23 protein-coding genes and 1 tRNA gene are annotated in these 22708 nt (G+C 63.7%); 13 read left to right on the forward strand and 11 right to left on the reverse strand.

Translation table 11 applies throughout. The features are described from left to right. Positions 1–5: 5 nt before the first annotated feature. The 5 genes from RQH62_RS00845 to RQH62_RS00865 form a co-directional block, all read right to left on the reverse strand. On the reverse strand, positions 6–2705 hold the full coding sequence (locus RQH62_RS00845) for a TonB-dependent receptor (RefSeq protein ID WP_311266856.1): 2700 nt from the start codon (positions 2703–2705) through the stop codon (positions 6–8). A gap of 15 nt (positions 2706–2720) precedes the next feature. Then, the gene (locus RQH62_RS00850; protein WP_405053511.1) at positions 2721–3434 is read right to left on the reverse strand and encodes an EF-hand domain-containing protein; all 714 of its coding nucleotides are present in this window, start codon (positions 3432–3434) and stop codon (positions 2721–2723) included. Positions 3435–3504: 70 nt separating this feature from the next. Continuing rightward, on the reverse strand, positions 3505–3765 hold the full coding sequence (locus RQH62_RS00855; RefSeq protein ID WP_311266858.1) for a hypothetical protein: 261 nt from the start codon (positions 3763–3765) through the stop codon (positions 3505–3507). 120 nt (positions 3766–3885) lie between these two features. Further along, a complete protein-coding gene (locus RQH62_RS00860; protein WP_311266859.1) occupies positions 3886–5049 on the reverse strand; it encodes a GGDEF domain-containing protein in 1164 nt (387 codons plus the stop codon). 153 nt (positions 5050–5202) lie between these two features. Continuing rightward, positions 5203–5293, reverse strand: a tRNA-Ser gene (locus RQH62_RS00865). A 101-nt stretch (positions 5294–5394) separates the two neighbouring features. On the opposite strand from RQH62_RS00865, the gene RQH62_RS00870 reads away from it, so the two are divergent. From RQH62_RS00870 to RQH62_RS00880, 3 genes are all read left to right on the forward strand, one after another. Next, positions 5395–6285: a peptidylprolyl isomerase gene (locus tag RQH62_RS00870; protein ID WP_311266860.1), complete on the forward strand. Its 891-nt coding sequence runs from the start codon at positions 5395–5397 to the stop codon at positions 6283–6285. A gap of 188 nt (positions 6286–6473) precedes the next feature. Next, on the forward strand, positions 6474–7703 hold the full coding sequence (locus tag RQH62_RS00875) for a methyltransferase domain-containing protein (protein WP_311266861.1): 1230 nt from the start codon (positions 6474–6476) through the stop codon (positions 7701–7703). Continuing rightward, positions 7700–9274 (forward strand): CmcI family methyltransferase, encoded by a 1575-nt coding sequence (locus RQH62_RS00880; protein ID WP_311266862.1) that lies wholly within the window; start codon positions 7700–7702, stop codon positions 9272–9274. Before RQH62_RS00875 ends, RQH62_RS00880 begins: the two co-directional genes overlap by 4 nt. A 57-nt stretch (positions 9275–9331) precedes the next feature. Here the strand turns inward: RQH62_RS00880 and RQH62_RS00885 are convergent, their stop codons facing one another. Continuing rightward, complete coding sequence (locus RQH62_RS00885) at positions 9332–9508, reverse strand: hypothetical protein (protein ID WP_311266863.1); 177 nt, start codon at positions 9506–9508, stop codon at positions 9332–9334. Positions 9509–9742: 234 nt separating this feature from the next. On the opposite strand from RQH62_RS00885, the gene RQH62_RS00890 reads away from it, so the two are divergent. The 5 genes from RQH62_RS00890 to RQH62_RS00910 all read left to right on the forward strand — a co-directional run bounded on the left by RQH62_RS00890 (position 9743) and on the right by RQH62_RS00910 (position 13824). After that, the gene (locus tag RQH62_RS00890; protein WP_311266864.1) at positions 9743–10573 is read left to right on the forward strand and encodes a sulfite exporter TauE/SafE family protein; all 831 of its coding nucleotides are present in this window, start codon (positions 9743–9745) and stop codon (positions 10571–10573) included. Positions 10574–10678: 105 nt separating this feature from the next. Next, complete coding sequence (locus RQH62_RS00895; RefSeq protein WP_311267491.1) at positions 10679–11389, forward strand: response regulator transcription factor; 711 nt, start codon at positions 10679–10681, stop codon at positions 11387–11389. Next, positions 11382–12734 (forward strand): HAMP domain-containing sensor histidine kinase, encoded by a 1353-nt coding sequence (locus RQH62_RS00900; RefSeq protein ID WP_311266865.1) that lies wholly within the window; start codon positions 11382–11384, stop codon positions 12732–12734. Before RQH62_RS00895 ends, RQH62_RS00900 begins: the two co-directional genes overlap by 8 nt. Further along, positions 12727–13287 (forward strand): hypothetical protein, encoded by a 561-nt coding sequence (locus RQH62_RS00905; protein ID WP_311266866.1) that lies wholly within the window; start codon positions 12727–12729, stop codon positions 13285–13287. The genes RQH62_RS00900 and RQH62_RS00905 overlap by 8 nt, the downstream gene beginning before the upstream one ends. 171 nt (positions 13288–13458) lie before the next feature. Beyond that, positions 13459–13824 (forward strand): hypothetical protein, encoded by a 366-nt coding sequence (locus tag RQH62_RS00910; protein ID WP_311266867.1) that lies wholly within the window; start codon positions 13459–13461, stop codon positions 13822–13824. 34 nt (positions 13825–13858) lie between these two features. On the opposite strand, the gene RQH62_RS00915 is transcribed toward RQH62_RS00910, so the two are convergent. Further along, the gene (locus tag RQH62_RS00915) at positions 13859–15061 is read right to left on the reverse strand and encodes a cardiolipin synthase B (protein WP_311266868.1); all 1203 of its coding nucleotides are present in this window, start codon (positions 15059–15061) and stop codon (positions 13859–13861) included. Between the two features lie 128 nt (positions 15062–15189). On the opposite strand from RQH62_RS00915, the gene rpoZ reads away from it, so the two are divergent. Beyond that, complete coding sequence (gene rpoZ / locus RQH62_RS00920; RefSeq protein WP_007708529.1) at positions 15190–15534, forward strand: DNA-directed RNA polymerase subunit omega; 345 nt, start codon at positions 15190–15192, stop codon at positions 15532–15534. A 126-nt stretch (positions 15535–15660) separates the two neighbouring features. Here the strand turns inward: rpoZ and RQH62_RS00925 are convergent, their stop codons facing one another. Both RQH62_RS00925 and ung read right to left on the reverse strand, forming a co-directional pair. Next, positions 15661–16011, reverse strand: coding sequence for a glycine zipper 2TM domain-containing protein (locus RQH62_RS00925; RefSeq protein WP_311266869.1), 351 nt, complete (start codon positions 16009–16011; stop codon positions 15661–15663). A 114-nt stretch (positions 16012–16125) separates the two neighbouring features. Then, positions 16126–16839 carry a uracil-DNA glycosylase gene (gene ung, locus RQH62_RS00930; protein ID WP_311267492.1) on the reverse strand — a complete coding sequence of 238 codons (714 nt, stop codon included), beginning with the start codon at positions 16837–16839 and terminating at the stop codon, positions 16126–16128. Positions 16840–16948: 109 nt separating this feature from the next. Between ung and bla the strand changes: the two genes are divergently transcribed. Genes bla through RQH62_RS00945 form a run of 3 tightly spaced genes read left to right on the forward strand, consistent with a single transcriptional unit; the run spans position 16949 to position 19533 of the window. Continuing rightward, positions 16949–18004 carry a class A beta-lactamase gene (gene bla, locus RQH62_RS00935; RefSeq protein ID WP_311266870.1) on the forward strand — a complete coding sequence of 352 codons (1056 nt, stop codon included), beginning with the start codon at positions 16949–16951 and terminating at the stop codon, positions 18002–18004. A gap of 56 nt (positions 18005–18060) precedes the next feature. After that, positions 18061–18426, forward strand: coding sequence for a DUF962 domain-containing protein (locus tag RQH62_RS00940; protein WP_311266871.1), 366 nt, complete (start codon positions 18061–18063; stop codon positions 18424–18426). A gap of 39 nt (positions 18427–18465) precedes the next feature. Next, complete coding sequence (locus RQH62_RS00945; protein WP_311266872.1) at positions 18466–19533, forward strand: GNAT family N-acetyltransferase; 1068 nt, start codon at positions 18466–18468, stop codon at positions 19531–19533. On the opposite strand, the gene RQH62_RS00950 is transcribed toward RQH62_RS00945, so the two are convergent. Further along, positions 19511–20380, reverse strand: coding sequence for a cupin-like domain-containing protein (locus tag RQH62_RS00950; protein ID WP_311266873.1), 870 nt, complete (start codon positions 20378–20380; stop codon positions 19511–19513). The genes RQH62_RS00945 and RQH62_RS00950 overlap by 23 nt on opposite strands. Then, entirely contained in the window at positions 20377–21519 is a 1143-nt protein-coding gene (locus RQH62_RS00955) for a GNAT family N-acetyltransferase (protein ID WP_311266874.1), read from the reverse strand. Before RQH62_RS00955 ends, RQH62_RS00950 begins: the two co-directional genes overlap by 4 nt. A gap of 171 nt (positions 21520–21690) precedes the next feature. On the opposite strand from RQH62_RS00955, the gene RQH62_RS00960 reads away from it, so the two are divergent. Continuing rightward, entirely contained in the window at positions 21691–22689 is a 999-nt protein-coding gene (locus tag RQH62_RS00960; RefSeq protein ID WP_311266875.1) for an NAD-dependent epimerase/dehydratase family protein, read from the forward strand. The last annotated feature ends 19 nt before the right edge of the window (positions 22690–22708 follow it).

Raw genomic sequence — 22708 nt, forward strand, 5'->3', positions numbered from 1 at the left:
CGTCGTCAGAAGATTTTCCGGACTGACAGCATCAGCGTGCGGCCTTCGAGGTCGAGATAGGCCGGCTGATAGGCAATCGGCGTCGCACCCGTCGCGTCCGTCACCCTCTGCCGCTGGTTCAGCAGATTGCCGATGCTCAGGCTGACGCGCGTCCCGCGAGCCCAGTCCTGTCCGCGGAAACGATTGGCCAGATTAGCGAACAGCCGCAGGTCGAACGTCACCAACTGACCAAAGCGCAGGTCGCCGCCCGCCGTTGCCTGATCGCCGCTGACATGCGATGCGCTCTGCCAGTTGCCGTCCAGCCGGACGCCCACGCCATTGTCGGTCACACCGCTGCTCAATTGCACCTTGTGGCGCGGCTGCGGACTGCCGCCCAACGTGCCGCCGTTCAGCAGATCGACCCATGGACCACCCTCCGTCAGCAGCACCGCGTCGCGCAGCATCAGGCTGTGATAGAGCGACAGTTGCAGTCGCGCACCATTGTCGCTGCCACCGCCGCCCGGCCCTCCACCCGGAGGAGGGCCGAAACCGCCCGGTCCACCCGGACCGCCGGGGCCACCCCCCGGCGGCGGCCCACCTTCAGGCGGCGGTCCGGGCGGCGGGCCGAAACCATCGGTCCCATCAAACCCACCCGGCGGTCCCATCGGCACGGCATCGTCCTGACGATGTCCGTTGACCAATATATCGGCGCCGCTTTCGTCCGTTTCCGGGCCGCCTTGCGCGGCCTCATCGGGACCGGGCGTTTCCGCCCCTGTCTTCTCATCACCGGCAGCGTCAGCCTGCGCCATCCGCCGCCATGGCGGGACCATGCCGGCCGGCGGCTCGGGCCTTTTGGGCTTGCGCAATATCTGGGTGAAGTTGAGGCCCCAACGCAGTTGCTTCACTTCCTCGCGCGCGACATTGACGGACCGCGTGTCGATCCGCGTCAGCATGCCTTCCTCGTCGCGGGTATAGCGATCAGGAAAGGCCGCCTCCAGCGCGGACGATACGCCCGACAGGCTGATGATCGCATCGCGCGTCACGCTGTTGGCATAATTGGCCGACAGGGTCAGGTTGACCTTGGCAAAGGGCTTCACCGTCGCCCCCAGCTTGAACTGGCGCCGGTCGTCCGCCCGTAGCGCGGGATTGCCGCCGCTGACCTGCGTCACGGTAGCGCTTTGCCCGCGCACATAGTCGTAGACGCGGACATTGCTGGTCGTGATCGACGGGCTGTTGCGTTGCTCCAGTGTCGGCGCAGTACGATCATTGTTGATCGCCGCGATGATGGTGATGCCGGTGCGCGGCGTCCAGCTAAGGCCATAGCCCAGCGTGCCGAGCGTCCCATAATCCGACACCTGCGTCACCGACGCATTCACATTCGCGGTCAATGTGCCCAATGCCGACAGAAAATGGTTGCGGCGGCTGGCGATCGGCAGGTCTAAGCTGATCTGTGCGCCGCCATTGGTGCGGCCGGTCGTTCGCTCCGACATCACGCCGTCGAGGCTGGAGGAGGATCGCAGGCTGCTCGTGTCGCCGCTCAGGCGCATGCTCATCCCCACATTGCCCGCAGGCAGCCTGAACAGCTTGCCGTTGACCAAAAGGCTGGCGCTACCTGTATCCTGCAACGCGCGCGCATGCTGCGTCCGCATGCTGCCCAGCAGGGATGCCGGTAACGACCCCGAGGCATCGACGTCCCCGGCGTCGATCGCCGCCTGCACATCGTCCAGATCATAGCCGCGATCATTGTCGGTGCGCGTGTCGCTATGGCTGTAGCTGGCGATCAGCGAGAGCCGCCACAGCTTCGACAGATCGACATTCAAACTGACGCCGCTGCTGAGCGAAAGCGTGCGGCTATCCTGCCGCAACGGATCGAGCGAGAGGATGCGATCGACCGCCGTGCCGTCCCCAGCGATCAGGCCGTCCGAGGGCAGGCCATTGCGCGCGGCGCTGCTTGCATACTCCACCCGGCCGTTCCAGGACAGATTCGCCTTTTCGCTCAACTGGTGCGCGACCGAGGCGTTCAGCATATAGGTGCGCGTCGATGGCGATAAAGTGCGATAGGCGCGGTCATCGCTCACGCGCCCGGTGGGGTCGCTCGCCGCGTCCGGATCGGCGATCACGTCGCGTTCGCTTTCCAGCAGCGATGCGGCTGTCCTGGCCCGCGCCGTGACATTGATCCGGTCATTGTCGTGGATGCGCGTATAGCCGACCGAGCCGGTCAGATTTTCGCCCTGACCCTCCGTCGCCAGTCCGCCGCCCGCATTGGCCACCTGCGACCGGAAGCGGCGGCGCAGGATGATGTTCACCACCTTGCGCTGCGCATCATAGCCATATTTGAGCGCGACCTCCTCCGGCAGGATGTCGAGCCGCAGGATCGACTCGGTCGGCAGGTCGTTGACCTCGTTGACGCCGGATATGCGCTTGCCATTGACCAGCACCACAGGCCCGTCGTCGCTGCGCCCCTGATTGCTGCTGGTCTGGGCGGCAATCTCGTCCAGCAATTCGCTCACCGTATCGACGCCATAGGCGTCGATATCCGCGCGATTGAGCTGATTTTCCGCCGGAATGTCGCCGATGACCGCGCCCGGCACGGCCTGACCGGTCACGACGATCTCGTCCGTCGCGGCAGTCTGGGCCAGAGCGGATATGGACAGGGCGGACAGGCTGCATCCGGCGAGCAGCAGAGAACCGCCCGCCCGCAGACGGGTCGCAAGACTATAAAACATGGTCAGGTTATCGCGTCAGTTATGGGGCGGCGGCGGCCCACCCGGACCGCGTCGGGGCATCAGGCTGCGCATCTCGTCCGCCGAGAGCAGGCCGTCATGATCGGCATCGGCCGCATCGAACCGCGCGCGCTGAAAAGCGAGCAGTTCCTCCAGCGACAGCCCGGCATCATAATTGCTGTTCGCCTGCGCGATCACCGTCGCGTTCAATGGCTCGATCAGCCGCGCCAGCACCCTATCCTCCGGATCGTCGCCCAGTTGCGGCAGGATCGCCTCGGCCACCGGTCCGCCCTGATCGCCCAGCGCACCCGCTTCGGACAGCGCGACCGATCCCATGCTCGTCTGCCAGGTCTGGAATTCGGTCAGGCTGATCGCGCCGTTGCGATCGCTGTCGATCGCGGCGAAACGGGTGCGGATGATCTGGTCACGGCGCGCCTGCACCACCAGCCGCAACTCGTCGATCGTCACGATGCCATCGCGATTGCTGTCCGCCTGCTGGAACATGGCGGTCACGACCTTGTCCAGTTGCGCGCGCTTGATCGGCTTCATCTCGCGGGGCTTGGCCGGCCGGCCCTGACCACCACCGGGCGGTCCATCGCCACCACCCGGAGGGCCGCCCATGCCGCCACCGCCCATAGCACCACCGCCCATGCCGCTTCCTCCTATGCCGCTCTGGGCCAGAAGTGGGCTCGAACCGAGCAACAGCGCGGCCAACAGCACAATCCTGCGCATCATATAGTCTCTTTCCGAAAAGGATGAATCGGCAGCGCCGGTCACGCCGCCGCAGGGAAGGTGTGGCGCGTCAGAGCGCGCAGCGGACCTTCTTCCCCCGGTAGAGATAGCTGTCCGACTTCAGGTCGTAGCTTTTGTAGCGGCTGCGGCAGGCGGCCTGATGCTTCGTGCCGTGCGTTGCCACCTTGGACGGCTGGCTCTTCGCGGCCTGTTTGACCGGCACCTTGGCGGCCGTCGTCCGACCGGTTGCCTGATGCTGGGCGAGGGCCGGGGTGCCCGCCATGCCGATCAGCGCCGCCGCCGTAAGGGTCAGGTAGGAAACATGGGTCATGGCTGGTCCTTTCAATGGGGTGGTATGACCGCAACGGCCATGCTTGCCTCACCCCTTTGGCGATCCCATTTTGCCCCGCCATTTCCCGAATATTTCAGGAATAGTGCCGGTCAGACGGTGTCAGGCCCGCCGCAACTGCGCGTCTGCCTGCGGAACCACATCCGGCATGGCCAGCGCGCGGCGGACACAGACCCGGTTGCGTCCCTTGTCCTTTGCTTCGTACAGCGCACTGTCCGCGCGGGCGATCGCCTCATGGATGGACGGATCGGCGCGGTGCAATGTCGTCAGGCCGAAACTGGCCGTCAGCGACTGGGTCAGGCCCAGCCGCGCCGCCGCCTGCTCGGCAAAATGCACGCGCACCGATTCGGCGATGCTGGCGGCCGTGGCCGCATCCGTCGCCGGCAGGAAAAGCAGAAACTCCTCTCCGCCAAAACGGGCGGCGATGGCACCGGGCGGGGCTAGGGTGCGGAGCATGTCGCCCAGCGTCACGATCACGCGATCGCCGGTCGCATGGCCATGGGCATCGTTGACGGCCTTGAAATGATCGATGTCGCAGGCGATCAGGCTGCCGCCCTTGCGCCGCAGCTTTGCTACCGCCTCGTCAAAACCGCGCCGGTTGAGCAGGCCCGACAGCGGATCGACATGGGCGTCGTGACGATAGCGGGCGATCAGGTCCAGCACGCAGGCCGCCAGCGCGGACAGGGCCAGGAACAGGCCGAACATGCAGGCCAGCGCCTGCATCAGGAATGCATAGTCGCTGTCGCGGAAGGACACGCCGCTCGGCAAGGTGAACGAGACGCTGCTGCCCCGCACCAGATTGTCGAGGGCAACAAGAACCGCAGCGGCATAAAGCGCCCGGTCAGGCCAGCCGCGCAATTGCCCGCGCGCGGTAATCAGCGGCAGGGCAATCAGCAGGAAACAGCCGAAATCCGACGACACCAGTTCCAGTGGAACATGGCCGATCAGAACGGCAAAGCCGCACAGCGCCACCGAACCAGCCCAGATGGCTAGCCGCAGGCGCAGGATCCAGTTGCGTCGCCAGCGGTCGAGCAAGGCCTGGCTGAACAGCAGGAAGCCGGTGGCGAAGAGCAGGTCCGCGACGATGCCCCACAGGTCGGTCGGTAGCGCCTGAAAGGCGACCGGCACGGCAAACCCGCCCGCGACGCTGAAGAAGGCCCCGCTCCACCAGCCCGCCCCGCGTGCGCCCCAGCCCCAGACGATGAGGAAGGCAACGCCGAAACTGGCCATCATGATAGGCAGGAAAAAGGCGAAATTCTCACCCACGTGACGCTCATGTCCTTCATGCGATGCGGCGACGGCCGTAAAGACCATGACCATCTGGTCGCCAGACTTTTAAGACGGGCTGCTTAACAAAGCCTTCGACGCAAGCGGCAGCATTCGGATCGTCAAGCTGGCACGGGGTGGGAAACGGGGTGGTGGCGGAGCGGCAGGGATTCGAACCCTGGATACGCTTTTGACGTATACTCACTTTCCAGGCGAGCGCCTTCGACCACTCGGCCACCGCTCCGCATGCTCTGGAGGCGGCTCCCTATCGCGGCGCGTCGCACTAGGCAAGGGGCATTGCTGCCAAGGCTTTACATTATCCCGCGCGCCCTGTTTGATCGCGGCATGACCCATCGCCTTCGCGCCCTGCTGCTCGCCACCTTCGCCGCAACCCCGGCTTTCGCCGCCGATCCGCCTGCCACGCCCGCCGCCGTCGTGGCGCAGGCGCCAGCTTCCGCTTGGCAGGCCATCTCCGCCGAAGATCTGCTGATCATGGATATGGAGGGGGGCAAGCGTGTGGTGATCCAGCTCGCGCCTGGCCTGTCGCCGCGCCATGTCGCCAATATCGTCACGCTGGCTAAGGCGCATTGGTGGGATGGCACCAGCATCAACCGGGTGCAGGATAATTATGTCGTGCAGTGGGGCGATGCGACCGAGAAGAAGCCGATGCCGCCGGGCCTGTCGGTCACCAGCGCCGATGATTACGGGCTGCCGCTGGCGAACCGCCGTCTGGCGGTTACGCCCTTGCCCTATCCTGATCCCTATGCGTCCTCGACCGGTTTCGTTGCCGGATGGCCGGTGGCGATGGATGGTGCCGCCGCCTGGCTGCCGCATTGCTATGGCTATGTCGGCGTGGGGCGCAATGTTTCGCCGGACGCCGGGACCGGGGCGGAGCTCTATGCCGTGATCGGTCAGGCCCCGCGCCAGCTCGATCGCAACATCGCCGTCGTGGGCCGGGTGGTCGAGGGGATGGCGAACCTGTCCAGCCTGCCCCGCGGATCGGGCGAACTCGGCTTCTACACCCCGCAGGAGCATCCGGTGCCGATCCTGAGCGTCCGCCTTGCCAGCACATTGCCGGAGGCGGAGCGGCCCCGCTTTGCCATGATGGACACGACATCGCCCAGCTTCGCGCACTATCTCCGTCTGCGCGCCAACCGGAATGATGATTTCTACGATCGTCCCGCCGGTGGCGTCGATCTCTGCAACGCCCCGGTGCCGGTCAAGCCACTGCCCTGAGCGCGAGGCAAGGCAAGAGGATCGGGTACGGCTGACTGCTCTCGCATGAGCTTCAAGGCAGTCACAATAGGCAACATAATTCACGCTATTCAGATGATATCTTCCTCTATTGCATTGTGCAGTTCGACGCTGCACTCACTTGACTTTCGATATCGCCGGGAGCGGGGGCAATCATGCACGCATCATCAATGGAAAATATGGCCAGGTGCGTCACTTCCTACATGGGTCTCCAAGATATAAACGTCATAGATCTTGGGGCTATGAACGTGAATGGCTCCTACCGCACGCTGATGCCCGATCATGCAAATTATGTAGGTGTCGATCTGGAGGCAGGTCCTGGGGTCGATATAGTATTGCAGGATGTTTACCGCCTGCCCTTCGAAGACAGTTCAATAGATATTGTAATGTCCGGCCAAATGCTGGAACATTGTGCACATTTCTGGAAAGTCTTCACTGAAATTTCCCGCGTGCTGAAGCCTGGTGGGAAAGCCTTCATCATCGCTCCGTCCAGCGGTCCGGTGCATCGCTATCCGGTCGACTGCTATCGCTTTTATCCGGACTCGTATCAGGCTTTGGCTGAATGGTCGGGGCTGCGGATGGTGCAATCCTGGACAGACGAGCGAGGCCCATGGTGCGACCTCGTCGGCATTTTTCAGAAGGGCGGCGATTGCCAGCCTCAGACGCAGGCTGCACCGATCGAAGTGGTTCAAAACTATCAACAGGCACCGTATGGCGATCCGGCTGCTGAGCAAACGCGCGGCGTCCGCCCCTATCTGGAGGTATTGCGCGACCTTCATGCCTTGAAGCAGCCTCAATCTTATCTCGAGATTGGCGTTCGAAAAGGGGCGAGTCTGGCACTGGCAAAGTGCAAGGCCATCGCCATTGATCCGGACCCGCACCCCTCATTTCGTGTCGATGAAGGGCATGTCGATTTCCATCGCTGTACCAGCGATGATTTTTTCTTTTTCCATCGCAATTTGGTGGAGCCTCGATCGGTTGATTTTGCCTTCATAGATGGCATGCATCTGGCAGAATATGTCCTGCGCGATTTTATGAACGTGGAACGATTGATGAGTCCGAATGGGATTATCGTCATTGACGATGTTCTTCCCAACCATCCGGTTCAGGCGCGTCGTGAACGTCAATCTCAGGTCTGGAGCGGCGATGTCTGGCGCTTTGTCGAGCTATTGAAAAAGGAGCGCCAGGACCTGAATCTTCATTTGCTCGATACGCAACCGACCGGATTGCTCGTGGTGACCAAGCCGGCGGCCAATAATCGCATATTGTGGAACAAATATAATAAGATTTCTCAGGTTCTTGCCAATGGTGCGTCCGCGCAGGTGCCTCGGAAAATAATAGATCGCAAAGAAGCGCTGGTCCCTACGATGGAAATGCTGGCGAAGGTGCTTGGTAAATGACTTTAGATATGCCCGATAAAGATGCGGTTGATCTTAGCATTATCGTTTGCGCTTTTAATATGGGTCGGGAATTGCCCCGCACTCTATATTCGCTGTCGCCTGCCTATCAACGGCACGTCGATGGCCTGGCCTATGAGGTCATCGTGCTGGACAATGGCTCCACCCCGGCCGTCGACGAACGGGCGTTGCAAGATATTTTTCCGGGCGTCAGGGTGGTGCGGCCTGATGTCATCAGCATTTCTCCAGCCGCCGCAATCAATGCCCTGGCCGATCAACTCAGGGGGCGGCTGATCGGCTTGTGGATCGATGGCGCGCGCATAGCCACGCCGGGCATCATCCATCACGCGATGGAGGCATGGCGAACTGACCCGGCCAAGGTGATCGGTACATTGGCCTTTCACCTTGGCCGCGATGTGCAGATGCGCAGTGTGTTCGAGGGGTACGATGCCGCGGCGGAAGATGCCTTGCTGCATTCGATCAACTGGCGCCAAGATGGCTACCGCCTGTTCGACATCTCTGTTTTGGCCGGGTCGTCCGCTAACGGATGGTTCGGGTGCATCAGCGAGAGCAACGGCTTGTTTTTGGACCGTGCCCTTTGGCAGGAACTGGGCGGCCTGGATCAACGCTTTGCATGTCTGGGCGGTGGCTTCGTCAATCTCGACTTCTGGGAACGCGCTATCCAGGCGTCCGGCGGTAGCCCCTGGATGATCCTCGGCGAAGGCACTTTTCATCAGGTGCATGGCGGAGCGGCGACCAATGGGACGGCAGACGACAGGACGGTGATGCGCGATGAATATACCGCCTTGCACGGTCGCCCTTTTGTCAGGCCTTCCTACTCGGCGCGCTATGTCGGCGCACTTGACGCGAAGCGCTTCAAGGCAGGCCATTCTGAACCGGTCGAGAAATATAGAAAAGCGCATATGGTGCGCGGCCGGCAATTTCGCATGGATCTGCCACAGGCAACGATCGCCGGCATTCAAAAGGGTACGCTCAGGACACGGTATAAAGGCCTTCGCCTGGCCAAGAACCCTTTCGACCTCGCTTTATATGCAAATGCTTTGGGCAGCGTGCGCCCGGCCACAATCATCGAAGTCGGAACATCGGAGGGTGGCAGCGCGGTGTGGCTTGCCGATCAATGTCTCGCTCTCGGTCTTGATGATACGCAAATCCTCACCATTGATATTACGCCGCCGCTGCTTGACGTGCCAAACATCACCTGTTTCCCCGGCGACGCATATGCGCCGGAAACAACATTTCCCCTCACCGCGATCGCAGACGCGCCGCACCCATGGCTTGTCATTGAAGACAGCGCTCATACATTGGAAGCGACCCTTCGGGTCCTCGATTTTTTCGATGCGCGTCTGATCACGGGCGACATGATCGTCGTTGAGGATGGCGTTGTTGCCGATATGGATGGCGATCAATATCGCCAATTCAAGGATGGACCGAATCGAGCCGTCGCGGCGTTTCTCGGGCGCGTTGGTGATCGCTACAGCATCGATACCGCATTGTGCGATTTCTACGGCCACAATCTGACTTACGCGCCTAACGCCTGGCTCCATCGGACTTGACCGGGCGGTGCGGAGATGGGCCGTCCACATTGGCTGACGTCGCATCTGCCTGCATTTTCATTCGACGCAGCGCTTGGCACGCATGGGTTCGAGGGCAGGTTCTACAGGGTTGTAGCCCATGCTCCTGCACCCCGCCGTAAGCGGCGCTGAACGGATCATTCCGGCGACATTGTCAAAATGACGGAACGGTCGCTTGCCTGGGACGGTGCCGTTTTTCTCATAGATTGCCGCCATGATTTTGTTTCTCTCCTGCGTCATAGTTTGGGAGAGGGGGCTTGCGGGTTCCTGCCCGTCGTTCGTTGAACGGGGCAGGGGGACATGACCACATGCCCCCCATGCAGCTTGATTCCGCCGAAGAGAGGCATGGTCTAACATCATGGTCGATTTCCCAACATTCGCCGCCTTGATCCGAAAAGGCGATCGCAGCAACATGCGCGTTCGCCGTGCCGTTCAGAAAGGGGTGTGCTGATGTCTGGTGATCTCATGAACTGGATGGTCCCGCTGGTATCCATGCTGGCAGCCGGTCTGGTTGCCGGCTTTGCCGCTGGTCTGTTCGGCATCGGCGGCGGCTTCGTCGTCGTGCCGGCTTTGCTGGTCGTGCTGCCGCTGCTGGGCGGCACGCATGATGCCATCGCGCATGTCGCCATCGGTACCTCTGCGGCAACCATCATTGTCACCTCCATCCGTTCGCTGCTGGCCCATGCCAAGCGCGGCGCGGTGGAATTTGAAGTGCTCAAGACCTGGGCGCCCTGGATCGTGCTGGGCTGTGGTGCGGGCGTGCTGCTCGCCGGCCATGTCGACGGCAATACGCTCAAGATGATCTTCGCCACCGGCGTCGGCCTTATGTCCCTGAACTTCCTGCTGCCCAGCGTCAGCGGCAAGGTGGTCAGCGACACCATGCCCTCGGGCATCGTGCGGATGGGCATTGCCGGCGGCCTTGGCACCTTTTCCTCGCTGCTCGGCATCGGCGGTGGCGTGATCGCGATCATGGTGATGACCCTGTGTGGCCGCACCATCCACCGCGCCATCGCCACCGCATCGGGCATCGGTACGCTGATCGCCATCCCAACCACCATCGGCTTTGCCATCATCGGCTTCAAGGAGGGCGGCCTGCCCTGGGGATCGCTCGGCTATATCAACGTGCCCGCCACGCTTGCCATCGCCTCCATGTCGATGCTGACCGCACCATTGGGCGTTGCCGCCGCGCACAGCCTGCCGGCCGGCCCGCTCAAGAAGATCTTCGGCGTCTACCTCATCATCATCTCGGTCATCATGTTCCGGGGTGCCCTGCACGGCTGATATAGCCCCATAATCGGACGCCTTTTTGAAGGGCCGCCAGCGACACGCTTTAACAGGCTTTGTCACTGGCGGCCTTTCGCGTTATCTGCGAGCGGGGGGACCATGATGGCGCAGGCGGACGCAATTTCAGTATTGCTGGTGGAAGATGATGAGGCAGCGCGCGCCAATATCGCCGCCATCCTCAGCGGCGCCGGCATGGTGGTGGAGCAGGCGATCGACGGCGCCACCGGCCTCAACCGCGCGGGCGGCGGCAGCCACGATGTCATCATCCTCGATCGCATGCTGCCCCATTTGTCGGGTATCGACATCGTCACCCGCCTGCGCGTCGCGGGCGTCGGCGCGCCGGTGCTGATGCTGTCCGCGCTCGGCCGCAGTGAACATCGGGTCGAAGGGCTGGAAAGCGGCGTCGACGATTATCTTGCCAAGCCGTTCGAGCCGGACGAACTGGTCGCCCGCGTCCGCGCGCTGTGGCGCCGCGCCAGCCGCCGCAGCCATGAACCGGTACTGCTGTTCGGCGATCTGGAATGTCATGTGAAGGCGCGCACGGCCTTCCGTCAGGGTAAGCATCTGCCGCTCTCGCCCAAGGAATTTGAGCTGTTCCGCTATCTGATGGAACATGCCGGCGAAGTGGTGACGCGCGAAATGCTGCTGCGGCAGGTGTGGAAGCTCAGCTTCGATCCCCAGACCAATGTGGTCGACGTCAATGTCGGCCGCCTGCGCCGCAAGCTGGAGGACGGGTTCGACGGTCCGGTGCTGGAAACCGTCTGGGGCACCGGCTATCGCCTCATCGCGGCGACGGGACCGGGCCTTGCCTAGACCCGACCTGTTTCGCTCGGTGTTCGGGCGGGTCACGCTTTCGGCGCTGCTGGTCAGCCTGCTCTCCACCCTGGCGCTGTTCCTGGTGGTGCAGAAGATCGTCGATGATGACGGCCGGGCGATGCTGGCGCGTGAAGTCGACACTGACCTGGCTGGCCTTGCCGATATCTATCTCAGTAGCGACGTGACGGAATTGCGCGCGCGCATCGCCGACCGGCTCGCCATGAACCGCGAGGATGGCGAGCGCAGCTGGTATCTGCTGACCGATCCGGCCGGCCGTCGCCTTGCCGGCAATCTCGATCGCTGGCCGGTCATCGCCTCCGAAGTGTCGGAGGCGCGCTACATCACTTTGCCTGATGGCGATCGGATGTTCGCCCGCGCCACCCAGTTGGGCACCGGTGCCCGCCTGCTGGTGGGGCGCAGCAGCTATCGGGGGCAGGCGCTGCTCGGCCGTCTGGCCGCCGCCTTTGCCGTCGCCGGGGCGGGCATTGCGCTGCTCAGCCTGGTGGCGGGCCATTTCGCCGCCCGTCGCCTGCGCGCGCGGGTGGAGGTGGTGAATGCCACCTTCGCCGCCGTGCGCGCAGGGCGCATCGCCGCCCGCGCACCGGGGGCAGGGGGCAATGACGAACTGGCCGAGCTGGCCACCAACACCAATGTCATGCTCGATCAGGTCGAACGGCTGGTGGAGGCGCAGCGTGCGGTGTCGGATCAGACCGCGCATGAAATCCGCACCCCGCTGATGCACCTCGACACCCGAATCCTCAAAGCGATGGAAAGCACGCAGGATGTCGCCCTGCTGCGCACGCTTGACCAGTCGCGCGGGGAGATACGCGGCGTCGTCCGCCTGCTCGACTCGTTGCTCGACATTGCGGGGACGCAGGCGATGCGCGGCGATCCGCGCGGCCTTGCCGAAGTCGACCTCAGCGACATCGCCGAAAGCCTGGCCGATCTCTATGGTGCGAGTGCCGAAGATATGGGCATTGGCTTCCATGCGCGGATCGCGCCGGGGGTGCGCAGCCGTGCCGACCCGATGCAGATGACGCGCCTCATGTCGAACCTGCTCGACAACGCCTTCAAATATGTGCCGACCGGCGGATCGATCATCCTGGAACTGGCGCCGGGGCCGCGCATCGTGGTGCAGGATAACGGGCCGGGCATCCCCGCCGCCGACCGGGAACGGGTGTTTGACCGCTATGTCCGGCTTGACGGCGCACGGGGAGGGGGGCATGGCCTTGGCCTTGCGCTCGCCAGGGCGATCGCAGAGCGGCATATATTGTCGCTGCATGTGGAGGACGCCGCGCCCGGTGCGCGCTTCGTGCTCCAGCCGGAGGTTCGCGATGATTAGGCTGTTCTTGCCCATATTGCTGCTTGCTGCTGGCCCGGCTGCGCCGGCGGCGGACCTGTCGCCGTCCGATCCGGTGCTGCGTACCCTGCTGGAGGGGGACGCGGCCGAGGGTGCGGGCAATCATGCCGCGCTGCTCGACACGGCGCAGATACTCAAGGCGCTGGGAGCAACGCCTGCTGACGGGCAGGATGATCTGGCGACGCAGTGGACGCAACAGGCCCATGATCATGGCGTGACCGATTCGGGTCTGGGTTTTCGCGGTCGCGCGCTTGGGCCTGCCTATCGCCACGGCTCGCTTGGCGCGCGCGGCAGCATGACCGTGCGTCAATTATTCCTCGCCGGGCAGCGCGCCCAGATTTCGGTCGCGCCCGCGCGCGGCGCCGCCAATCTGACGATGCGGGTGCAGGGCGCGGACGGCAATACGCTCTGTGCCAAGCCGATCGGCGGCTCACAGGCGGACTGCATATGGTTGCCGCTCTTCACTGATCGCTATGACATCGTCATCGAAAATGGCGGCCCGGCACCGGCGGCCTTCTATCTGGTCGTTCGTTAACGACATCTACCTGATTTCAGGCTGAAAATCTTGGCAGGGCGACGATATTCCTGTCACGGTCCGTCGCTCCCACTTCTCGTTTCGTCCATTCTGCACATCCGTTCAGGCGAAAAAGGCCGGGGTTGGCGCGTTGTGCAGGTCATGGTTCAGATCGAAAGAGGAGAAGAACCCATGACTCGTTCGAAGATTCTCGCTGCCGCCGCCCTGATCGCCATGGTCCCCGCCGCCGCGATCGCGCAGGAAGGCCCGGTCAGCTATGAAGAGCAGCTGGCGCAGGTCGAAACACAGCTTGTCTATCAGGCGCCGATCGCCGGGGTCGAAAACAACTATTGGTTCAATTACCAGACCGACCTGGCCGAAGCGCGCAAGGAACTGACCAAGGATCTGCGTGGCGCGTCCGATGCCGAGGATAATCGCGACGCCTGGGAGGAATATCGCGCAGAACTGGCCGATGCTCGTGGCGACTATGCCAAGGAAATGGCCGAAAAGGGCTATCCGGTCGGCGAAGTGCGCGTCCTGACGGACAATGGACGCTGACGGATGATGGGAGGGGCGGGCCTCGCCCGCCCTTTCAATCCGCATCCGGATCGCGGAAATTCAGCCGCCGCGTCACTGTATAGTCCAGCACCCCTACCAGCAAATAGCTGATCCACTGTTTCAACAGGGTCAGGCCGCTGCGCCCGGCGCGATAGGCTTCCAGTTCGATCGCGCGGCTCGCCCCGGCCTCCCGCCCGATAAAATCGCGTACCTGCGCGGCAAAGCCGGCATCCTCGATCCGCAGCATCACCTCCAGGTTGATGAACAGACTGCGCATGTCGAAATTGGCAGATCCTACATAGACGGCATCGTCGATGACGATCAGCTTCATATGCAGCTTGCAGGGCTGATATTCGTAAATCTCCACGCCACGTTTAAGCAACGGCCCATAGAGCAATCGGGCCGCAGCCACGGTCGCGCCATTATCCGACCTGGCCGGCAGGATCAGGCGTGCGCCCTTGCGCCGCGCCGCCTGCGCAATGCGCTTCAGCATGCCCCGCCCCGGCGAAAAATAGGCGGCGATCATGTCGACTCGGCCGGCCTTCTCCAGATCATGCTTCACCACCTGCGCCCAGGGGCTGAGGCGCCGGGTCGGCCCGCCGATCAGCCAACGGAACGGGTCCGCCGGGTGATGATGCAACGAGGGATGCCATTGCCGCACCATATGCCGCAATGTGCGGAAGCGGTGCCGGCGCGTAGCGGTCCAGCGCCACAACTGCCCATACCAGCGCGTCATCGCCTCCACCTGATCCCCCTCGATCAGCAGCCCGACATCGCGCCAGCAATCCTCGGCGGGAATCCCGAAATAGCCGTCCTCGACATTGAATCCGCCGATCATCAGCCTTTTGTCGTCGGCGATCGTCATCTTCTGATGATTGCGGATCAGATAGCGGGTGGTACGACTGGTCCCGAATCGCGCGAAATGGGCGCCAGCCTCGATCAGCGGCGCGAAGAAGCTGTCGGGGGTATGCGACGATCCGAACCCATCGACCATCAGCGTCACCGCGACGCCCCGGCCCCGCGCCGCGATCAGCGCATCGCGCACCAGCGTCCCGCTATCGTCGCTTGCGAAGATATAATAATAGAGTTTCAAACTGTGCCGCGCACCGTCGATCAGTGCGACCAGCGTGTCGCGCAAGACCCGGCCATCCGCGATCAGCCGCAGATGATTGTCCTGCAAGCTGAGGCGGATATCGTCCGCATCGACGCGGGGGGGAGCAGGCTCGATTGTTGCCATATCTGTCTTCATGCCCATTTTAACCGTGGCTCGCCATGGCTTTATGGCCTTTTCATTGACTCTGGGGAGGGGGGCTGCTAGGCGGCCGGTTCAGGATTTTTCCATTCCTTGTTAGCAGGAGGCCCTGTTTGGCCCGCGTTACAGTCGAAGATTGCGTCGACAAGGTTACCAACCGTTTTGACCTCGTCCTTCTCGCCGCCCAGCGTGCGCGCGAAATTTCCGGCGGTGCCGAGCTGACGCTCGACCGCGACCGCGACAAGAATCCGGTCGTCGCCCTGCGCGAAATCGCCGAAGAAACCGTTTTGCCCGCCGATCTTCATGATTCGGTCGTCGCGTCACTGCAAAAGGTGCAGATCGACGATGACGACACGCCGGACGAAATCGGCTCGATCGCCCAGTCGGCGGAGGCTCTGCGCCTCACCGCCGCCGCGCCGCCGCGCAACCAGAATATCGGCGGCGACTACGACGGCTGATCGCCTGAAGAGTTTGGAGAGGGAATGAGGCTCGGCCCGCGCAAGCGGGACCGGGCCTCGACCTTTTCGGGCAATAAGAAAGGCGCGGAGGATCTGTCCTCCGCGCCTTCTTCGTCTCTGCGCTAATTAGCAGCTGCCGTTGCGGTCGATCGCCCGACCGGCCAGCGCGCCTGCACCAGCACCGATGATGGTGCCGGGGGCACGGTCGCCACGGGTGTCGACGGCGCGGCCCAGCAGAGCACCGGCTACACCGCCCAGCAGCAGGCCGGTGGTGCCGCCCGACTTGCGGCAGCGATAGCGGCGGTCGTCGCGATAGTCGCGGCGGTCGGCATAGCGCTGGCCGCGATAATGGTCGCCACGATAGTCGCGGTGATAGCCACGGCGATCATGATCGCGGGCATAGGAGGCCGATGGGATGACGGCGGTCATGGTGGCGGCGGCCAGGGCGGTGGCCATGATGGCCTTGCGAATGAACATGGTGCTTCTCCTCGAACCTGTACTCTCTGACTGTGATTCGAGTTATGGCACGCCCCGCTTGTGACGATCCTGAACCGGCCTGTTATCCGCCGTTCAGCTAGGCGGATACGGCCTTTAGAGTGACAGCCCTCGCTGCTCGCCATCCAGTGCCGGCAGTGCCCAGTCGATCGCCCCGCGCCCCTTCGCTTCCAGAAATGCATTAGCCCTAGAAAAGGGCCGCGATCCCAGAAAACCGTTATGCGCGGACAAAGGGGAGGGGTGAGCGGACTTGATCACCAGATGCCGGCTCTGATCGACGAAGCTGGCCTTGCGCTGCGCATAGGCGCCCCACAGAAGGAAGACGACCGGTTCCTCCTTCTGTGCGACGAGGCGGACGATCGCGTCGGTGAACAGCTCCCAGCCCTTGCCTTGATGCGACGCGGCGCGGCTCATCTCGACCGTCAACACGCTATTCAGCAACAGCACGCCTTGTTCCGCCCAATGCTCCAGAAAGCCATGGCGCGCACGCGGGATGCCCAGATCCGTCTCCATCTCCTTATAGATGTTGACCAAAGACGGCGGCGGCCGCACCCCCGGCTGCACCGAAAAGCACAGGCCATGGGCCTGTCCCTCGCCATGATAGGGATCTTGCCCCAATATCACGACCTTCACCTGATCCAGCGGCGTCAGGTCCAGCGCGCGGAAATATTCGCTGCCCTTGGGGAAGATGCGTTTCCCCGCCGCCTTCTCGGCTTGAAGAAAGCTTTTCAGGCCCTGCATATGCGGGGCGGCAAATTGTTCGGCCAGCGGCGCGCGCCAGCTTTCGTCCAGCTTGATGGTATCGCTCATGACCGCCAGATGGCGCGCGGCGCAAAGCCCTGTCAACCGGCCGCATTGGCCGGGCGCGATCGCGGTAAAGCCTCTTGCCTCCCGCGCGGCGATCCGTAACAGGACAATCATGCCGCTTCACCGTTCGATCAGCCTGCTGGCCGCCCTTGGCCTATTCTTCGCGCCGCTGCCTAGTGCCGACGCGTTCGGCCCGCCGCCCAAGTCGCTGGTGCAGCAGACGGCCGAGGCCAAGCTGCTCGCCGAATTTACTCGCTTCTCCACTTTGTCCGACGGGACGGTCGGCGTTGCGGTGCGCGACCTCCAGACCGGCGAGACGCAGGCGCTGAACGGCGACACGCTCTTCCCCATGGCCAGCGCCTATAAGGTCGCCGTGGCCGGGCGCATTTTCGCGCTGGTCGATGCCGGTGAAGTGCGGCTGGACGATCAACTCGCGCTCGATCCCGCGCTGGCGAGCGAGGGCGGCATCGCCTGGATGTTCAATCGTCCCGGCGCGACCCTGTCGGTCGACCGGCTGCTGGAACTGATGCTGCAAAAGAGCGACAATAATGCGACCGACGTGCTGGTCGCGCGCGCGGGCGGGCCGCAGGCGATCACCGCCTTCGTGCAGAAACTGGGCGTCACCGGCCTGCGCGTCGACAGCGACACCGCGCATCTTCTTTACCGCGCCATGGGCATCAACCCGCAATCGGGCAGCTTCCGACAGAATGCGGACGCTGCGCGCCGCGCCAATCCGCAACTCGTCACCCGCGATATCCGCGACCTGCCCAACCTCGCCTTCGCCATGGAGCCGCAGGATACCGCCACGCCCACGGCGATGCTGGACCTCATCACTGCCTATGAATCGGGCCGCGCCTTGTCGGCCGCCAGTACCCAGCGGCTCTTCACGATCATGGCCCATTGCGAAACGGGCAAGGCACGGATCGTCGGCATGCTGCCGCCCGGCACGGCGGTCGCGCACAAGACCGGCTCGCTCAACGGCACCGGCAATGATGTCGGCATCGTCCGCCTGCCTGATGGCCGCCGCTTTGCTGTCGTCGCCTTCGTCATGAAGGACAGCAAGGGGCATGTCTCGCGGGACCGGATCATCGCCGAAGCGTCACGCGCCGCCTATGATTATTTCCTCTATGCTCCCGACCGGGCACACGGTCTGGCGCATAAGTCTTAACAGAGATCAAGGCGGTCGTTATGCTGGTATCCAGAGAGGATGCCAGAAAGAAGAACATGACCAGCATCACCCGATTTCGCGATTTTTGGCCCTATTATCTTCAGGAACATGCCCGGCCGGGCACGCGCGCGCTCCATTATGCGGGCACCAGCCTCGTGGTGGGTCTGATCGCAAGCCTGCCCTTTGCCGGCGGCTGGTGGATGGCGGCGGCGGTACCCTTGGCAGGCTACGGTTTCGCCTGGGCCGGCCATGGCCTGATCGAGCGTAATCGGCCTGCGACCTTCCGCTATCCACTCTGGTCGCTGCGCGCCGATTTCGTCATGTGGTATCGCTTCCTTACTGGCCGCATGGGCCGCGATCTGGCACGCGCCGGCGTGCGCCCGGACGGCACGGTCGATCCCGCCCGGCGCCTGTCCGCCTGATGGCTTGACCCGTCACTGCGCTCTGTCACAAGGGGCGCGATGACCTTGTCCGCCACTTTCTCGCAGCCCGACCGGGCAACCCTGGCGCAACGCTGGCAGGCGCTGGAGGCGCGGTCGGACGGCAGCTTTTTCCACGGCTGGACCTGGGTTTCGGCCTGGCTCGACAGTTACGGGATCCGGCCCGACCTGCTCGCCATCACCGACGCGGCGGGCGTGGATGTGGCGCTGGCGCTGGTCGGCCATGCGATGGAGCCGCGCCTGCTCGGCCCGGTGGCGACACTCAGTCTCAACCAGTCGGGCGATCCGCAAGCCGATCGACCCTATGTCGAATATAATGGTTTGCTGGTGGAAAAAGGGCGGGAGGCGGAAGCGACCGTCGCCGCGCTGGCCGCACTTGCCCGGCGTCGCGACTGGCGCGCGCTGCGGCTGAGCGGCATCGCACCCGATTCGCCCTTGCTCGCCCTGCCGGCCCGCCGACGCACTCGCGTCGACCAGTCGCCGGTCTATCAGGTCGATCTCGACGCCGTGCGCGCCGCCGATGACGACTATCTCTCGCTGCTCAGCAGCAATACGCGCAGCCAGATCCGGCGCGCGATGAAGGATCATGGCGGCCCGCTGCCCGATGTCAGCATCGGCACGTTGGACTATATCACCCCCTGGTTGGAGGAAATGGCGGCGCTGAATGGCGGCCGTCATGCCGACAATGCGTGGGATGATGCCGGCTTCCGCAACTTCGTCGCGACCATTGCGGCGCGCGGCCTGCCCACCGGCGCGGTCGAGCTACTTCGCTTCACCGATGCCGGCGGCGTGGTCGGGCTGCTGGTCAATTTCGTCCATCGCGGCGTGGCGATGAACTATCAGTCGGCCTTCGCCGCACCGCGCTCAGCCAAGGACAAGCCGGGCCTGCTCTGCCACGCGGCAGCGGTCGGCCATTATGCCGCCCACGACCTCAGCCGCTATTCGCTGCTGGCCGGCAAGGATCGCTACAAACAGAGCCTCGCCACCTGCGAAGACACGCTCGAATGGTGGGTGCTGGAACGATTCAGTCCGCGCCTCGAAGCCGAAGCGCTGCTGCGCCGTCTGCTCAGGCGCCCAGCTTCCGCATGATGCGATAGACCAGCCGGCGAACGCCCTGCGTTTCGGGCTGGGCGCTGACCTTCCCGACCGGCAGGCTGCGCTTGCGGAGCAGCGCGTTGAAGCTGTGCAACTCGCCCTCGGCCACGCTGCGTTCGGATCGCCACGTGACCGACAGGCTGACCGACACGGTCGGGCCATTCTCCACGAAATGGGGCGCCTTCACCGGTACATGGATGGCGTCGCCGGGCTCCAGCCGTACAGCCTTGCCGCGCGCCTTGAACCCGTCCTGCCAGACCAGGTTGCGATGCCCGCCACCGTGGAAATCCTCGCTCTTCTGCGCCGGCACCAGATCCTCGTCGCGCGCAGGGAAGACGGTCATCGTCTTCTGCCCCATGATCTGGAGCAGGATATTATGTTCCGGGTCCATATGGAACGGCGTCACGCTGCCGGGGGAGGAGAGGAAGATGAAGGCTTCCCGGTGCAGCATCGGCCCGGTCTTGCTCGCCACGATCGGTTCCAGCTCCGCCAGCGCATCGTCCAGCAATGTGGCATAGGCCGGGTCGTGCTCGACATTCTTGAGCACTGCCCAGCTGCCGTTCGTCTCGATCGTGCGGATCGTCTCGCCCAGCGTCAGCCCGTTGGAGGGCGTATCCTCGGCCGTCACGCCCAGTGGCAGCTTGCCCAGATTATATTCCACCGACGTCGCCGGCATCCGTTCCGCCAGCGTCGCCAGCGCGTCCAGCGTCAGCAGGCTATGGCCGACCAGCCCATGGCTGAGCTTGGTCGACTGGTCGGGATAGGCGGCGGCAAAGATGGCGCGCGCGTCATCGGGGAAGGTGGCGCCGGCGGCCGGCGCGATCGGGCTATGGGCGGTCATGCCTGTCCTTTCAACTTTCTGGCGAGCGTCTCGACGCCATTGGCGATGGCGAAGGCGGCGCTGCGCTGCATCCGTGCCATGCCGCGGCCGTGCAGCGCGATACGATATTGTACGATGGTCCGCCGCTCCGCCCACAGGCTGTCGATCATCGGATGATCGGCGGCGGCGCAACTATCCATCCAGCCGATCGTCGAATCGTCCTGCACCGCATGCAGGTTGGCGATCTCGATCAGCACGCCGGGCGAAAAGCGGCCCAGCGCCTCGTCGAATGCGATCTTGAAGGAGAAGGCGCCTTCGCCATGGCGGAAATTGACCAGCATTGCGATCGCTCGCCCGTCCAGGTCGATACGCAGCATATGCAGCCGCCCGGCGTCGAAAGCGGCAACGCAGGCGGCCCGGAAGAAGGCGGCGTCGGCCGGCTTGCACCCCAATGCCGTGCCTTCCTGTCCCTTCCATCCCGATGCTTCCAGCGCCAGGAAATCGTCGCACCACAATGCCAGATCGTCCCGCGCGCTCAGCAGCCGCGTCTCGACCGTACCCAATTCCGCCAGCCTTTTTTGCAGGCGCCGCAATTCCTTGCGCTTCTTGGACCGGACATGCGTGTCCCAATAGGCATCCGCGCTCAGGTCCGACCGCAGCATTGCCCGGTCGTACCGATGGATTTCCACCCGCCCGCGCCGTTGTTCGACGCACAGTGCCTCCAGCGCCGCAGCATTGGCGCCGGCCGCGTCCAGCCCCTCCAGATGCAGGAAGCCGCCGGCCCAGGGTGCCGCGTCGAGTTGCGCCAGAAAACCGCGCCAGGCCGCAATCTCGTCGCCCCGCCGGATGATCGGCGCCCCGAAGAAACAATGATCGTGCATCCAGTTGGAAACGCAGCCGATCGGTAGCCGCCCGTGCCGCGCTCGCTGTATCACCGGCAGCAGCCCGATCAGGCGATCGCCGTCACATGCCTCGATCAGATGCACGTCCTGACCGCCGGCCAGATGGTCGATCGCCGCGCCCAGCATGTCGGGCGCGTAGAAGGCGTTGGCCTCCGCTGCATCCTGCGCCAGCGCCAGCCAGCGCGCGCAATGGCCCTGCCCGCTGATGGCAGGGGGAGGGGCGATAGTCGGAAGCGCGGGATGGGATGCCATGTCCATGGCCCTGCCATAGGCGACAAAGATTAGAGTGCGGTAAAGATGTCGGAAAGCCTGCCCGTCGCCGGCCGGTTACAGCCCGGCGGTAGAGGAAGGGGGGTTTACAAGCTGACATGGATTGGTCGAGACGGGGGCAATGGCCGCGCGCCCGCACCCATGCCGAGAGGGATAAGCATGACGATCCTCGTTACAGGAGCCGCCGGATTCATCGGCATGCACGTCGCCGACCGGCTGATGGCGCAGGGCCATGCCGTAGTCGGCATCGACAATATGAACGACTATTATCCCGTCTCGCTAAAGCGCGATCGCATCGCCCGGCTTCAGGCGACGCATGGCAGGCTCTTCACCTTTCATGAACTCGACTTTGCCGATCTCGACGCATTGCAGGGGGCGCTCGCCGATCAGGTGATTGAGGCAATCATTCATCTCGGTGCGCAGGCGGGGGTGCGCTATTCGCTTATCAACCCCCATGCCTATGTCCGTTCCAATCTGGCTGGCCACGTCAACATGCTGGAACTGGCGCGCGAACGGCGGGTGCGGCATCTGGTCTATGCCTCCTCCTCGTCCGTCTATGGTGGCAACGACACGCTGCCCTTCCGGGTGGAGGACCGGGCCGATCATCCTGTCTCACTCTATGCCGCAACCAAGCGCGCCGACGAGTTGATGAGCGAAACCTACGCCCATCTCTTCCGTATTCCGATGACCGGGCTGCGCTTCTTCACCGTCTATGGTCCCTGGGGGCGTCCCGACATGGCGATGTGGATCTTCACCGCGAAGATCCTGGCGGGCGAGCCGATCCCCGTCTTCAACCATGGCCGGATGCAGCGCGACTTCACCTATATCGACGATATCGTCAGCGGCATCATCGGCTGCCTTGACCATCCGCCGGCGGACGATGGCGCGGCCAAGGCGGGGGGCAGCCGTGCGCCGCACCGACTCTACAATATCGGCAACAACCAGCCTGAAGAACTGATGCACCTCATCGCCGTGCTGGAAGATGCGATCGGCAAGAAGGCGCAGATTGATTTTCAGCCGATGCAGCCGGGCGATGTTCATGCGACCTACGCGGATATCAGTGCGATATCGCATGATATCGGCTTTGCGCCCACGACTGGAATCGACTCGGGCGTGCCGCGATTCGTGCAATGGTATCGCGACTATCATGCTGCATGATGACATCATGGTGCGCTGC

Source organism: Sphingobium sp. WCS2017Hpa-17, assembly GCF_031843765.1.
Lineage (GTDB): Bacteria > Pseudomonadota > Alphaproteobacteria > Sphingomonadales > Sphingomonadaceae > Sphingobium.

What these genes read in the sequence shown, in the direction of transcription:
- RQH62_RS00845 (WP_311266856.1), bottom strand. Translation starts at nt 2,705, where the DNA reads ATGTTTTATAGTCTTGCGACCCGTCTGCGGGCGGGCGGTTCTCTGCTG.
- RQH62_RS00850 (WP_405053511.1), bottom strand. Translation starts at nt 3,434, where the DNA reads ATGCGCAGGATTGTGCTGTTGGCCGCGCTGTTGCTCGGTTCGAGCCCA.
- RQH62_RS00855 (WP_311266858.1), bottom strand. Translation starts at nt 3,765, where the DNA reads ATGACCCATGTTTCCTACCTGACCCTTACGGCGGCGGCGCTGATCGGC.
- RQH62_RS00870 (WP_311266860.1), top strand. Translation starts at nt 5,395, where the DNA reads ATGACCCATCGCCTTCGCGCCCTGCTGCTCGCCACCTTCGCCGCAACC.
- RQH62_RS00875 (WP_311266861.1), top strand. Translation starts at nt 6,474, where the DNA reads ATGGAAAATATGGCCAGGTGCGTCACTTCCTACATGGGTCTCCAAGAT.
- RQH62_RS00880 (WP_311266862.1), top strand. Translation starts at nt 7,700, where the DNA reads ATGACTTTAGATATGCCCGATAAAGATGCGGTTGATCTTAGCATTATC.
- RQH62_RS00885 (WP_311266863.1), bottom strand. Translation starts at nt 9,508, where the DNA reads ATGGCGGCAATCTATGAGAAAAACGGCACCGTCCCAGGCAAGCGACCG.
- RQH62_RS00890 (WP_311266864.1), top strand. Translation starts at nt 9,743, where the DNA reads ATGTCTGGTGATCTCATGAACTGGATGGTCCCGCTGGTATCCATGCTG.
- RQH62_RS00895 (WP_311267491.1), top strand. Translation starts at nt 10,679, where the DNA reads ATGGCGCAGGCGGACGCAATTTCAGTATTGCTGGTGGAAGATGATGAG.
- RQH62_RS00905 (WP_311266866.1), top strand. Translation starts at nt 12,727, where the DNA reads ATGATTAGGCTGTTCTTGCCCATATTGCTGCTTGCTGCTGGCCCGGCT.
- RQH62_RS00910 (WP_311266867.1), top strand. Translation starts at nt 13,459, where the DNA reads ATGACTCGTTCGAAGATTCTCGCTGCCGCCGCCCTGATCGCCATGGTC.
- RQH62_RS00915 (WP_311266868.1), bottom strand. Translation starts at nt 15,061, where the DNA reads ATGGCAACAATCGAGCCTGCTCCCCCCCGCGTCGATGCGGACGATATC.
- RQH62_RS00925 (WP_311266869.1), bottom strand. Translation starts at nt 16,011, where the DNA reads ATGTTCATTCGCAAGGCCATCATGGCCACCGCCCTGGCCGCCGCCACC.
- ung (WP_311267492.1), bottom strand. Translation starts at nt 16,839, where the DNA reads ATGAGCGATACCATCAAGCTGGACGAAAGCTGGCGCGCGCCGCTGGCC.
- bla (WP_311266870.1), top strand. Translation starts at nt 16,949, where the DNA reads ATGCCGCTTCACCGTTCGATCAGCCTGCTGGCCGCCCTTGGCCTATTC.
- RQH62_RS00940 (WP_311266871.1), top strand. Translation starts at nt 18,061, where the DNA reads ATGACCAGCATCACCCGATTTCGCGATTTTTGGCCCTATTATCTTCAG.
- RQH62_RS00945 (WP_311266872.1), top strand. Translation starts at nt 18,466, where the DNA reads ATGACCTTGTCCGCCACTTTCTCGCAGCCCGACCGGGCAACCCTGGCG.
- RQH62_RS00950 (WP_311266873.1), bottom strand. Translation starts at nt 20,380, where the DNA reads ATGACCGCCCATAGCCCGATCGCGCCGGCCGCCGGCGCCACCTTCCCC.
- RQH62_RS00955 (WP_311266874.1), bottom strand. Translation starts at nt 21,519, where the DNA reads ATGGACATGGCATCCCATCCCGCGCTTCCGACTATCGCCCCTCCCCCT.
- RQH62_RS00960 (WP_311266875.1), top strand. Translation starts at nt 21,691, where the DNA reads ATGACGATCCTCGTTACAGGAGCCGCCGGATTCATCGGCATGCACGTC.